Source organism: Pseudomonas sp. LBUM1678 (assembly GCF_059695575.1).
Map to the genome: position 1 here is coordinate 484,025 of NZ_CP166775.1, position 13,703 is coordinate 497,727.

Annotated in this window: 7 protein-coding genes; 2 read left to right on the top strand and 5 right to left on the bottom strand. The window is 60.1% G+C overall.

Annotation, left to right across the window (positions count from 1 at the left end; all coding sequences use genetic code 11):
- Positions 1–150: 150 nt before the first annotated feature.
- From msrA to aceE, 5 genes are all read right to left on the bottom strand, one after another.
- Entirely contained in the window at positions 151–798 is a 648-nt protein-coding gene (gene msrA / locus ACA070_RS02215; protein ID WP_497451901.1) for a peptide-methionine (S)-S-oxide reductase MsrA, read from the bottom strand.
- Positions 799–1,011: 213 nt separating this feature from the next.
- A complete protein-coding gene (locus ACA070_RS02220) occupies positions 1,012–3,705 on the bottom strand; it encodes a sensor domain-containing phosphodiesterase (protein ID WP_497449861.1) in 2,694 nt (897 codons plus the stop codon).
- A 192-nt stretch (positions 3,706–3,897) separates the two neighbouring features.
- Entirely contained in the window at positions 3,898–5,292 is a 1,395-nt protein-coding gene (locus tag ACA070_RS02225; protein ID WP_497449862.1) for an alkaline phosphatase D family protein, read from the bottom strand.
- A gap of 271 nt (positions 5,293–5,563) precedes the next feature.
- On the bottom strand, positions 5,564–7,528 hold the full coding sequence (aceF, locus tag ACA070_RS02230; RefSeq protein ID WP_497449863.1) for a dihydrolipoyllysine-residue acetyltransferase: 1,965 nt from the start codon (positions 7,526–7,528) through the stop codon (positions 5,564–5,566).
- Positions 7,529–7,539: 11 nt separating this feature from the next.
- On the bottom strand, positions 7,540–10,185 hold the full coding sequence (gene aceE / locus ACA070_RS02235) for a pyruvate dehydrogenase (acetyl-transferring), homodimeric type (RefSeq protein WP_497449864.1): 2,646 nt from the start codon (positions 10,183–10,185) through the stop codon (positions 7,540–7,542).
- Here aceE and ACA070_RS02240 point away from each other — a divergent pair.
- Both ACA070_RS02240 and glnE read left to right on the top strand, forming a co-directional pair.
- Positions 10,180–10,572: a hypothetical protein gene (locus ACA070_RS02240; protein WP_497449865.1), complete on the top strand. Its 393-nt coding sequence runs from the start codon at positions 10,180–10,182 to the stop codon at positions 10,570–10,572. The two genes, aceE and ACA070_RS02240, sit on opposite strands and share 6 nt — an antisense overlap.
- The gene (gene glnE, locus ACA070_RS02245; protein WP_497449866.1) at positions 10,569–13,508 is read left to right on the top strand and encodes a bifunctional [glutamate--ammonia ligase]-adenylyl-L-tyrosine phosphorylase/[glutamate--ammonia-ligase] adenylyltransferase; all 2,940 of its coding nucleotides are present in this window, start codon (positions 10,569–10,571) and stop codon (positions 13,506–13,508) included. The genes ACA070_RS02240 and glnE overlap by 4 nt, the downstream gene beginning before the upstream one ends.
- Positions 13,509–13,703: the final 195 nt, after the last annotated feature.

Consider the following 13,703-nt stretch of genomic DNA (forward strand, 5'->3'; position numbering starts at 1 on the left):
GAAATTGTGGCGAGGGAGCTTGCTCCCGCTGGGGCGCGGAGCGGCCCTAAAGTCGGTATCGGTGTTCTTTCAGTAAGAACCCGCCTACCGATTTACGACTGCTTCGCAGCCGAGCGGGAGCAAGCTCCCTCGCCACAGGTTTGCGCTAGATCAGATCGGGCAGGTAACGCCCGTACCGCCAATCCCGCAATACCCTTCAGGGTTCTTGGCCAGGTACTGCTGGTGATACGCCTCGGCGAAGTAGACCGTCGGCGCTTCGTCGATTTCAGTGGTGATTTCGCCTTTCCCGGCCTTGGTCAACTCGGCCTGGAACACGTCCTTGCTGTGCCTGGCGGCGTCCAGTTGAGTCGGGTTGGTCGCATAGATCACCGAGCGATACTGCGTGCCGATGTCGTTGCCCTGGCGCATGCCTTGGGTCGGGTTGTGCAATTCCCAGAACATTTTCAGCAGCTCTTCGTAGCTGACTTTTGCCGGCTCGTAGACCACCAGCACCACTTCGCTGTGGCCGGTCAGGCCCGAGCAGACTTCTTCATACGTCGGGTTCGGCGTGAAACCACCCGCATAACCCACCGCCGTGCTGACCACACCTTCACGTTGCCAGAACTTGCGTTCCGCGCCCCAGAAGCAGCCCAGGCCGAAGATCGCGAAATCCACGTCCATCGCAAACGGGCCCAGCAGCGGGGCGTCGTGGACGAAGTGTTTTTCCGGCACGGTCATGGGGGATTCGCGGCCAGGCAGAGCTTGTTCTTTGGTAGGGAGCACGTTTTTGTTCACCAGGATTTCCGAGCGCAAGACCATCATCAGTCCCCTCAGTCAGGTTGAATGTAAATTGTCAGACACGCAGTTTGCCCAATGCCGGCCGGTTACGCACTACCCGTTTGCCTCTGTGGGAGTGAGCTTGCTTGCGATGGCGGCGTGTCAGTCCGCATCCACGCCACTGATCCAACGCTATCGCGAGCAGGCTCGCTCCCACAGGGATTGGGGGTGTTTCACAGGGGATTTGCGGTGTGCTCAGACGAGCGGGCCGCGGGGGTAGCGCTTGAGCTTTTCGATCAGCTCGGCGCCCGGGATCGGTCGGTCGAACAGGTAGCCCTGGCCGACGTCGCAGCGGTGGCGCCGCAGGAAGGCCAGTTGCTCAGCCGTCTCGATGCCTTCAGCCACAACCTTGAGTTTCAGGTTGTGGGCCATGGCGATCACCGCGGAGGTGATTTCCATGTCGTCCTGGTTGTCCGGGATTTCGTGGATGAAGCTTCGATCGATCTTGATGATGTCGATCGGGAATTTTTTCAGGTAACTGAGCGATGAGTAACCGGTGCCAAAGTCATCCATGGCCAGGGTCAGGCCCAGGCGCTTGAGCTGATCGAGCTGCAAGTGGGTGTCCTCGGTGGCTTCCAGCAGCAGGCCTTCGGTCAGCTCAAGCTCCAGCAGGTTCGCCGGCAGCGCTTCTTCCTTGAGGATGTTGGCGATGGACGCCACCAGGTCCGGATCGGAGAACTGCTTGGGCGACAAGTTGATCGCCACTTGAAGATTGCCCAGGCCAGCGGCGGTCAGGTCTTTGCTCATGCGGCAGGCCTGGCGGGCGATCCATTTGCCGATCGGGATGATCAGGCCGGTTTCTTCGGCGACGCTGATGAACTGGTCCGGGCGGATCATGCCTTTTTCCGGATGGTTCCAGCGCAGCAGCGCTTCCATGCCCAGCAGGCGTCCGCTGCGCAGACACAGTTTGGGCTGATAGAACACGTCCAGCTCGTTCTGGGTCAGGGCGCGGCGCAGGTTGTTCTCGACGAACAGTTTGTAGCTGGCCTCGGCGTTCAGCGCTTCGGTGAACACCTGGACCTGGTGTTTGCCGTTGGCCTTGGCCTTGTGCAGCGCCAGGCCGGCGTTGCGCATCAGGGTCTGTGGATCGCGGCCGTGCAGCGGCGCGCAGGCCAGGCCCACGGAGCCGGTGACACTGATCAGCTGGTTGTCGACGAACATCGGCTTGTCGAGGGTCGCCAGTAACTGGTTGGCGACTTGCTGGCCCATCGCGAGGCCGGTGTTGTCCAGCAGTACGGCGAATTCGTTACTGGCAAACCGCGCCAGGCTGCCGCTCGGGCTCAAGCTATTACGCAGACGGCGGGCCAGGCTGATCAGCAGTTTGTCGCCGGTCTGGTGACCGAGGCTGTCGTTGATGCGCTTGAAGTTGTCGATGTCCACCAGCAACAGGCTGATCGGCGTGTCGCTGTCTCGGGCGAAGCGTTCGTCGAGGTTGCGGATGAACGCCGGGCGGTTGCCGAGGTTGGTCAGGTTGTCGGTGTAAGCCAGGCGCTCGATGCGCTGCTGGGCGAGTTTGGTCTGGGTGATGTCTTCGTAGATGCCGATGTAATGCGTCAGCTCACGGTTGTCGCCATAGACCTTGGAAATCGACAACTGGCCCCAGTAGGGTTCGAGGTTTTTACGGCGGCTCTTGAACTCGCCCTGCCAGCTGTTGCTCTTGGCCAGCGCCGAGGGCGCGTCGAACAGCAGCTCGCTGAGGTTTTCCAGTGCCGGCAGTTCCGACAGCCGCTGGCCGTGGACTTCTTCGGTGCTGTACTGGGTGATCGCCGTGAAGCTCGGGTTGACGTATTCCACCACGCCATCGCAATTAACCAGCAAAAAGGCGTTGGCGCTTTGCTCGACTGCACGCTGGAACAAGTGCAAGGCACTGGTGGCGGTGCGGCGGTTGTGGTTGTTGATGACTTGGGCGAACTGGTCGGCCAACTCGCCGGCGAAAGCGATTTCGTCCGACTGCCAGGCGCGGGTTGCGCCGGTCTGTTCCAGGCAGAGAACGCCGACCACCTGGCCGTCGATGCGGATACTGGCGTCGAGCATCGCGTTCACATCGCGCGGGCGCAGGCTCTCGGCCATTTCCCGGGTGCGCGGGTCGCGCATCGCGTTGTGGGCGTCGATGGCGCGGCTGCTGTGCAAGGCGTCGAGGTAATCCGGAAAGCCGCTGACGTCGATCGGATCCGGCAGTAGGTATTCCCCGGAGGCGCGGTGATAGGCCGAAATCGGCACCAGCATCGAATTTTCGAGGTTCCACAGGCTGGCGCAGTCGATTTCGTAGATATCGCAGGCGCTGCGGGTGATCAGTTCGGCGGCTTCTTGCAGGGAATTGTTGGTGCTGTAGCGCTGGCGGGTCAGCAGCAGGATCAAGTCTTGCTGCGCGCGGACCCGGTCCAGATGCTGCAGCTGTTCCAGCTGGGCGCGCTGATTGAGTTCCAGGGCAATTTGCAGGCGCGAGTTCTGGGTTTCCAGGTCCAGCGACGGCAGCAGCGGTTCACCCTCGAACAAACCGTCCACGACCATCAGGTAGCCGCGCAGCAGGTGTCGATTGTGTTGGCGGTAGGCTTCGCCCAATTCGAGCAGGCTCAGAGAGCCTTTGGCGGTGTGCAGGTTGTAGCGGATCAGGTAATGCGGGCCGTCGCTGAGTTGTTGCTGAATCGCGTCGTGCAGTTGATAGCGCGCTTCGGGCTCCATCAGGCTGGCGTAAGGCGAGTCGACCAGGGCGCAGAGCTCCACGGCCGGCAGACCGAACTGTCGTTCGCAATTGGGATCGAGAAACAGGAGTGCCCAGCTAGCTTCATTCAGCCGTTCGAAACGCAGCATGCCGAGCCGCGAGGGCACAGGCAATTGCGTCACTACCTCGGCCACCATACGGCTGGCGGCATCAGGTTGGCTTTTCATTGAGGGAAACTCGCTTCGAATGTGCTGATCGCGCCGGGCTCTCGCCCTCTTTACTGTTGCCTGCGGCAAGGTTGCATCATTGCGACACTGACTGACAAGAGACATGAAGGCCAAGTGCTATAAGAATATGTCGGCAGGAGCGAAGATTTCTCCAGCAAGGGCCGAAAACTAATGCATTTGGCCTTCATTGCCTTAGCGCAACGGGATGTTGATCGATTGCAGGCGCTCGCCGTTCCGGTCGTGGTAATTGACCTGAATCTGCTCCCGATCGACCACCAGATGGGCAAAGTTGTCTTCGCTGACCACCTTGCTGGTCAATTCATGCCGGTAATCTCCCGCTGCGGTTCGCGCCAGTGCCTGATCGAGAATGAAGGTGGAAGCGGAGGCGTACGGCAGCAGTTTGCTGTTGCACAGGGGTGACGACACGATGGTGTGGACTTCGAGATCCGGATCCTCGCTGTGGGTCAGGCGACTGGTCAGGGAGCCGTGGACATCGCCGGAAATGAAGATGACGTTCTTGATGCGATGCGTACGAATCGTCTCCAGCAGCCGTAGGCGTTGTTCCGGGAAGGCTTTCCAGGCGTCATCCCCGTTGAGTTTGCGGTCGGGGTAGAACATGACGCTGGTGACCACGAACTTGATCCGGGCCGGACTGTGGATCAGCCATTTACACAACGCCTGTTCCTGCTCATGGTCGAGGATGCGTCGATCATCGGCCGACAAACTGCGCCGGGTTCGGCTGTCGGTGACAAACCATTCAATATCGCCTTCGGCGAACTGATACCAATACTGTTCCAGTTTTCGGCTTACTTGACCATTGGCCAATAAATCATGCGCCGGGCTGTGGCTGGCCTGGTATATCTCATAGGCTGCCATGGCGTTTTTATATAAATAAGCATCGGCCTTGCTCTCATTGGCGGGCCAGTTGTCTTCTATTTCATGATCGTCGAGGATCATGTAAGTGGGCACGTTTGACATTAACCTGGTGATATTCGGTTGGGAAAAAGCCGCGCGGTACTTGCTGAGTATTTCCTTGTATTCCCGGTCAGGCGCAATGACGTTCAGGTCATCTACGTAGATTTGATCGCCGGTCATCAACATTGCGCTGATGCGCGGTTCGGCCTGCTGCGCAAGTTCGGTAATCGAGGCAAAAATCCGGTCGCCCGCCTGTGGTGCGATGGCCAAACCTGCAGTAAGGCGCAGGTAGCGGCATGAGCCGACGACGTACGCCCGCGGTGTGCTGGCTTTGCTGGACTGGGTGCGAAAGCGATAAATCTCCCGTGGCCATTGCAGCGGCAGTTCCTGGACGGTCTCCACGGTATGCACCGGGCTCATGGGGCTGAACCATCCGGCCTGGTATTCGTACTCGGTATCGGTGGCGAGGTCGTTGAGCGCAATCACATCGGCCATGTCGCGCAAGAGGGACAGCTTGGCAAATACGCCTTGGGACCAACGCTCTTCTCCATAACGCCGATAACGAATACCGGCAAACACCAATGAGTTGTCTTGAAGTTCGCCGCGCAGAAAAATACGCACGTGGTTAGTTGTGGTGTGGCCAATAATAGGGCCGACAGTCGGTTTGAACATGTTCGAATCCATTCGAAATAACGCTAACTAAGCAAAAGAGGTTCGCAGTCTTCATAAGAAAATTCTGTCGAACTAAGCCTAGTTATTGAGCGGCAAAAAATATCGAGCGGAAGTGGACTTGAGTTGTGGGCGAAGTAAGCCACGGCTGTAGGAAGAAACTTTATTGAAGGCAAAAAAAAGCCCCGCCAAATTGGCGGGGTTGAGGTACGAGCGTGGCGCTCGGAAAACGTGGAACGCGACAGGCCCTCCGGTGAAGGAGGGCCGGCCGGGGTTACAGCAAGATGGTGCGGATGTCTGCCAGCAGGTCGCTCAGACGCTTGGTGAAGCGTGCAGCAGCGGCGCCGTTGATCACACGGTGATCGTAGGACAGCGACAGTGGCAGCATCAGTTTCGGCTGGAAGGCTTTGCCGTCCCAGACTGGCTGGATGGTTGCCTTGGAAACACCAAGGATCGCCACTTCCGGCGCGTTGACGATCGGCGTGAAGCCGGTGCCGCCAATGTGGCCGAGGCTGGAAATGGTGAAGCAGGCGCCCTGCATGTCGTCAGCGGTGAGCTTCTTGTCGCGGGCTTTGGCGGCCAGTACGGCGGCTTCGGCTGCCAGTTGCAACAGGCTCTTCTGGTCGACGTTCTTGATGACCGGTACGAGCAGGCCTTCAGGGGTGTCGACCGCGAAGCCGATGTTCACGTACTTCTTGCGGATGATCGCCTTGCCGCTTGGTGCCAGCGAACTGTTGAAGTCCGGCAGTTCCTTGAGCAGGTGCGCGCACGACTTGAGCAGCAGCGGCAGGATGGTCAGCTTGACGCCGGCCTTCTCTGCAACGGCTTTCTGAGCGATACGGAACGCTTCCAGGTCGGTGATATCAGCCGAATCGAACTGAGTCACGTGCGGAATGTTCAGCCAGCTGCGGTGCAGGCTCGACGCGCCGATTTGCATCAGGCGGGTCATCGGCACTTCTTCGGTTTCACCGAAGCGGCTGAAGTCCACGACCGGAATCGGCGGGATGCCCGCGCCGCCGGTTGCGCCACCAGCGGCCGGTGCTTCCTTGGCCTTCTGCATCATGGCTTTGACGTAAACCTGCACGTCTTCTTTCAGCACACGACCGTGCGGGCCGCTTGCGCCGACCGCGCTCAGCTCGACGCCGAATTCACGAGCCAGTTGGCGGACAGCCGGGCCAGCGTGAACCTTGGCGCCCGGCTTGGCCGGTGCAGCCGCCGGTGCGGCAGGCGCAGCGGCAGCTGGAGCGGTTTCAGCCTTGGCGGCCGCTGGAGCAGCAGCAGGAGCGGCGGCCGGAGCCGGTGCCGCAGCAGGCGCAGCGCCTTTGACTTTCAGTTTCAGGATCAGGTCGCCAGTACCGACTTCGTCGTCCAGCTTGACGGAAACGCTTTCCACCACGCCAGCGGCAGGCGATGGAATTTCCATGCTTGCCTTGTCGGATTCCAGGGTGATCAGCGACTGGTCAGCGGTGACAGTGTCGCCAGCCTTGACCAGCACTTCGATGATCTTGGCCTTGCCCGACGAACCGATGTCCGGGACATGAATGTCCTGAACGCTGTCGGCAACCGGTGCAGCAGGTGCCGCAGCGGCTGGCGCAGGAGCAGCGGCAGCAGGCGCAGCGGCCTGGGCTGGTGCGGCAGCAGCAGGGGCCGCAGCACCCGCCACTTTCAGGACCAGAATCACGTCGCCGGTGCCGACTTCGTCGTTGAGCTTGACGCTGATGCTTTCGACCACGCCAGCGGCGGGCGAAGGGATTTCCATGCTGGCCTTGTCGGATTCCAGGGTGATCAGCGACTGATCAGCCTCGACGGTGTCGCCGACCTTGACCTGGATCTCGATGATCTGGGCCTTGCCCGCCGAACCGATGTCCGGCACGTTCACTTGCTGGGAGCTGGCAGCAGCAGGCGCGGCAGCTGGCGCTGGAGCGGCAGCGGCAGGAGCAGCAGCCGGTTTGGCTTCAGCTTTTGCAGCCGGCGCAGCGGCAGCCGCAGGGGCCGCAGCAGCGGCACCTTCGACTTCCAGTTCCAGCAGTTCATCGCCTTCTTTCAGGCGATCGCCCAGCTTCACTTTCAGACTCTTGATGATGCCGGCCTTCGGCGCCGGCACTTCCATGCTCGCCTTGTCCGATTCAAGCGTCAGGATGCTCTGGTCGGCTTCGATACGGTCGCCGACCTTCACAAACAGTTCAATTACTTCACCTTCACCGCTGCCGATGTCAGGTACGCGAATGAGTTCGCTCACAGAGTGTCTCCTCAGCAGTCCAGTGGGTTGCGTTTTTCCGGGTTGATCCCGAACTTGGCGATGGCTTCAGACACCACCTTAGGTTCGATATCACCACGGTCAGCCAGTGCTTCCAGGGCTGCCAACACCACGAATTGACGATCGACTTCGAAGAAGTGACGCAGCTTCTTGCGGCTGTCACTGCGGCCGAAACCGTCGGTGCCCAGGACTTTGAATTCCTTGGACGGGACCCACTGACGAATTTGCTCAGCGAACAGCTTCATGTAGTCGGTGGAGGCGATGACCGGACCTTTACGGCCGTTCAGGCACTCTTCGACATAGCTCAGTTTAGGCTTCTGGCCCGGGTGCAGACGGTTGGTGCGCTCGACGGCCAGGCCATCGCGACGCAGTTCGTTGAAGCTGGTAACGCTCCAGACGTCGGCGGCAACGTTGAACTCTTCACGCAGGATCTTCGCCGCTTCGCGGACTTCACGCAGGATGGTGCCGGAGCCCATCAGCTGAACGTGGTGCGCCGCTTCGCGGGTGTCTTCTTCGAGCAGGTACATGCCCTTGATGATGCCTTCCTCGACACCGGCCGGCATGGCTGGCTGCTGGTAGGACTCGTTCATCACGGTGATGTAGTAGAAAACGTCCTGCTGCTCTTCGGTCATCTTCTTCATGCCGTCCTGAATGATCACCGCCAGCTCGTAGCCGTAGGTTGGATCAAAGGTGCGGCAGTTCGGGATGGTGCCAGCCAGGATGTGGCTGTGACCGTCTTCGTGTTGCAGGCCTTCGCCGTTCAGCGTGGTCCGGCCGGCGGTGCCGCCGATCAGGAAGCCACGGGTGCGGCTGTCGCCAGCGGCCCAGGCCAGGTCGCCGATACGCTGGAAGCCGAACATCGAGTAGAAGATGTAGAACGGCAGCATTGGCTGGTTGTGGCTGGAGTACGAAGTACCGGCAGCGATGAAGGAGCTCATGGCGCCCGCTTCGTTGATGCCTTCTTCGAGGATCTGGCCCTTCTTGTCTTCCTTGTAGAACATCACCTGGTCTTTATCGACTGGCTCGTAGAGCTGGCCGACGGACGAGTAGATGCCCAACTGACGGAACATGCCTTCCATACCGAAGGTACGGGCTTCGTCCGGGATGATCGGGACGATGCGCGAGCCGATTTCCTTGTCCTTGACCAGCTGCGCGAGGATCCGCACGAAGGCCATGGTGGTGGAGATTTCACGGTCGCCCGAGCCGTCCAGGATCGCCTTGAGGGTATCCAGTGGCGGGGTCGGAATGTCGAAGCTTTTGGCACGACGTTGCGGCACAAAACCGCCCAGTGCAGTGCGACGCTCGCTCAGATAACGGGCTTCGGCGCTGCCTTCTTCGGGTTTGAAGAACGGCAGGTTTTCCAGCTCGGAGTCTTTAACCGGAATGTCGAAACGATCGCGGAACAGCTTCAGGCTTTCAACATCAACCTTCTTGGTGTTGTGCGCGGTGTTCTTCGCTTCGCCGGCACCGGTGCCATAACCCTTGATGGTCTTGGCGAGGATGACGGTCGGTTGTTCTTTGTGGTTGACCGCTTCGTGGTACGCCGCGTAGACCTTGTACGGGTCGTGGCCGCCACGGTTGAGTTTCCAGATCTCGTCGTCGGACAGATCAGCAACCATCGCCTTGAGTTCTGGCGTGTTGAAGAAGTGTTCACGCACGAACGCGCCGTCTTTGGCTTTGTAGTTCTGGTACTCGCCGTCGATGACTTCGTCCATGCGACGTTGCAGGATACCGTCGACGTCTTTGGCCAGCAGTGGGTCCCAGAAACGGCCCCAGATGACTTTGGTCACGTTCCACTGAGCACCGCGGAACACGCCTTCGAGTTCCTGGATGATCTTGCCGTTGCCGCGAACCGGGCCGTCGAGGCGCTGCAGGTTGCAGTTGATGACGAAGATCAGGTTGTCGAGCTTCTCGCGGCCAGCCAGCGAGATCGCGCCCAGGGATTCCGGCTCGTCGCACTCGCCGTCGCCCAGGAAGCACCAGACTTTCTGCTTGCCTTCAGGGATGAAACCACGGGCTTCCAGGTACTTCATGAAGCGTGCCTGGTAGATCGCCTGGATCGGGCCCAGACCCATGGATACGGTCGGGAACTGCCAGAAATCAGGCATCAGCCAAGGGTGCGGATAGGACGACAAGCCCTGGCCGTCTACTTCCTGGCGGAAGTTGTTCATCTGGTCTTCGGTGATGCGGCCTTCCATGAACGCACGGGCGTAAACGCCTGGCGAGGTGTGACCCTGGAAGTAGATCAGGTCGCCGCCGTGTTCGTCGGTCGGGGCCTGGAAGAAATAGTTGAAGCCGATGTCATACAGGGTTGCGCTGGAGGCGAAGCTGGAGATGTGACCGCCCAGGTCCGAATCTTTCAGGTTCGTACGCATCACCATGGCCATCGCGTTCCAGCGTACCAACGAGCGAATGCGGCGTTCCATGAACAGGTCGCCAGGCATGCGTGCTTCGTGGGTAACGGGAATGGTGTTGCGGTATGGCGTGGTGATGGCGTAAGGCAACTGCGAACCGCTGCGGGTTGCGAGTTCGCCCATACGGGTCATCAGATAATGAGCGCGGTCTTCGCCTTCTTTGTCGAGAACCGATTCCAGGGCGTCCAGCCATTCCTGGGTTTCGACGGGATCGAGGTCTTGCATGGCTTGCTCCAGGGCGGAAAGGCTTCCAGAATCGGTTGCCTGAGTTTGCGACTGGCCTTGTGGGCAGACGATATAAATTCTTGGATTGCCGAGAGGTTGTTCCGGCGGCGTGTAGTTTTACTACAAATCATCGGGCATTTCAGCCTTTCGAATGTATATACGAGTAGTAAAACTACAGATGAGCGGCTTGTGGCCTCCGGCTGCGTTGTGAGAATAATCGTTAAGGTTGGTCTTTTGCCAACCGAAAAAGGTGAAAGCTTGATGCTGTCTGCCAAAAAGAAAGATATTTCAGCTATTTCTAACCTTTGTTCGACAGTCGATCACGTAGTGCGATTTGAAAATTCACTACATGCAGCCCTCTACACGCCGATCAAGGATAGACCATGAGCCTTCCTCCGCTTGCCGAACTGCCCGGCATTCTCCTGCCGTTTGTCACCCGCGCCGAGCAGTCGTTCCGCACCGCCGTTGGCGAGTTGGAAGGCGACCATGGCCTGTCTGCCTGGACGCCGGAACGCTGGGCGCAATTCGCTCGCGTCACCGCCGCCAGCGACTTCGTGACTGAACAAAGTGTGCGTGACCCGTTGATGTTGCTGGCACTGGTGCAGTCCGGCGAACTGGATCGCAGTTTCGCCCCCGGGGAGTTGTGCGGGCAGATCGCGGCGGCAGTGAATGCGGCGGAAACCGAAGACGAACTCGGTCGTGTCCTGCGCCGTCAGCGCACCCGCCAGCAAGTGCGAATCATCTGGCGCGACCTGACTCGTCAGGCTGATCTGATCCAGACCTGTCGCGACCTCTCGGACATGGCCGATGCGAGCATCGATCAGGCCTATCAGTGGTTATACGCGCGGCATTGCCAGCAGTTCGGCGTGCCGACCGGCCGGCGCAGCGGCGAGCCGCAGCAGATGGTCATTCTCGGCATGGGCAAGCTCGGCGCGGTGGAGTTGAATCTGTCGTCGGACATCGACCTGATCTTCGCCTACCCCGAAGGCGGCGAAACCGTCGGCGTGAAGCGCTCGCTGGATAACCAGGAATTCTTCATTCGACTCGGCCAGCGCCTGATCAAGGCGCTGGACCCGATGACCGTCGACGGTTTTGTGTTCCGCGTCGACATGCGCCTGCGGCCTTACGGCTCGGCCGGTGCCCTGGTGCTGAGCTTCAACGCGCTGGAGCAGTATTACCAGGACCAGGGTCGCGACTGGGAGCGCTACGCGATGATCAAGTCGCGGGTGGTGGCCGGCGATCAAGTGGCCGGCGCGCAACTGCAAGAAATGCTGCGCCCGTTCGTTTACCGGCGTTACCTCGACTTCTCGGCGATCGAAGCGCTGCGCACCATGAAGCAGCTGATCCAGCAGGAAGTGCGGCGCAAGGGCATGGCCGACAACATCAAGCTCGGATCGGGCGGCATCCGCGAAGTGGAATTTATCGCCCAGGCGTTTCAGCTGATCCACGGTGGTCGCGACCTGAGCCTGCAGCAACGTCCTCTATTAAAAGTACTGAGCACCCTGGAAGGTCAGGGTTACTTGCCGCCGGCGGTGATCAGCGAACTGCGCGAAGGCTACGAATTCCTGCGTTACACCGAACACGCGATCCAGGCGATTGCCGACCGCCAGACCCAGATGCTGCCGGACGGCGCGCAGGATCAGGCGCGCATTGCCTTTATGTTGGGCTTCGCTGACTGGGAGGCTTTCCATGAACAGCTGATGTACTGGCGTGGTCGCGTAGCCTGGCATTTCGGTCAGGTGATCGCCGATCCCGATGAAGAGGAAGGTGCTGAAAGCGAAGTGGTGGTCGGCGGTGAATGGCTGCCGCTGTGGGAAGAGGCCCAGGATGAAGAGGCTGCTTGCCGCCAGTTGGAAGAGGGCGGTTTTGCCGATGCCACCAAGGCCTTGAAGGCATTGGCCGGTTTGCGCAGCAGCCCGCAACTGCGCGCGATGCAACGCTTGGGGCGCGAACGCCTCGATGCGTTTATTCCGCGATTGCTGGCACAGGCTGTCGAGCACGCCAATCCGGATCTGGTGCTGGAGCGCGTGCTGCCACTGGTTGAAGCAGTGGCCCGTCGCTCCGCGTATCTGGTGTTGCTGACCGAGAACCCCGGCGCGCTGCGACGGTTGCTGACCTTGTGCGCCGCGAGCCCGTGGATTGCTGAGCAAATCACCCGCTTCCCGCTGCTGCTCGACGAATTGCTCAACGAAGGCCGGTTGTTCAAGCCGCCCCTGGCGCCGGAACTGGCCGCCGAATTGCGCGAGCGTCTGACACGGATTCCCGAAGACGACCTCGAGCAGCAAATGGAAGCCCTGCGCCATTTCAAACTGGCGCACCGCTTGCGGGTCGCCGCTTCGGAAATCGCCGGCAGCCTGCCGTTGATGAAGGTCAGCGATTACCTGACCTGGCTCGCTGAAGCGATCCTCGCGCAAGTGCTGGCGCTGGCCTGGCGCCAGACCGTGGCCAAATACGGCACGCCACTGCGCACCGACGGCACCTTGTGCGATCCGGGCTTCATCATTGTCGGTTATGGGAAAGTCGGCGGGCTGGAACTGGGGCATGGTTCAGACCTGGATCTGGTGTTCATTCACGATGGCGACCCGCAGGCGGAAACCGACGGGCCGAAACCTATCGACGGCGCGCAATTTTTCACCCGATTAGGGCAGCGAATCATTCATTTGATTACGACCCAGACCAACTCCGGTCAGCTGTATGAAGTCGATATGCGCCTGCGACCGTCCGGTGCCTCGGGGTTGCTGGTGAGTTCGGTGGGTGCATTTGCCCGTTATCAGGAAAACGAAGCCTGGACCTGGGAGCACCAGGCGCTGGTGCGCGCGCGGGTGCTGGTCGGCAGTCAGGATGTCGGCCAGGCCTTTGAGAAGGTTCGCGCAGCGATATTGGGCAAGTCGCGCGACCTGGCGACCTTGCGCCAGGAGGTGAGCGAGATGCGCGCCAAGATGCGCGATAACCTCGGCAGCAAGAGCACCGCAGCCGGCACCGCGGCAAACGCCTTCGAGGCCACGGCGCTGTTCGATCTCAAGCAGGACGCCGGAGGTATCGTCGATATTGAATTTATGGTGCAATACGCGGCCCTGGCGTGGTCCGAAACACACCCGCCATTGCTGCGCTGGACGGACAACATCCGCATTCTGGAAGAGCTGGAACACGAAGGGCTGATGCCCGCCGAAGATGCCAGTTTGCTGCGAGAGGCCTATAAAGCCTACCGCTCCGCCGCGCACCGGCAGGCCTTGCAGAAGGACGCCGGGGTGATACCGGGCGACCAGTTCGCGGACGAACGGCGGCAGGTATTGCGGATCTGGCGTGAACTGGGGCTAAGCTGAAGCTGACTTGGGACGTGGCGGGCTTTTGTGGCGAGGGAGCTTGCTCCCGTTGGAGTGCGAAGCGCTCCCAAATCAAATTGTGCGGTCTGTCAGATGAGAATGCAGTAGCAGGTTTTGGGTCTGCTTCGCAGCCCGGCGGGAGCAAGCTCCCTCGCCACAGAGTTTTATGCTGACTGATATTGATGTGTATGAAAT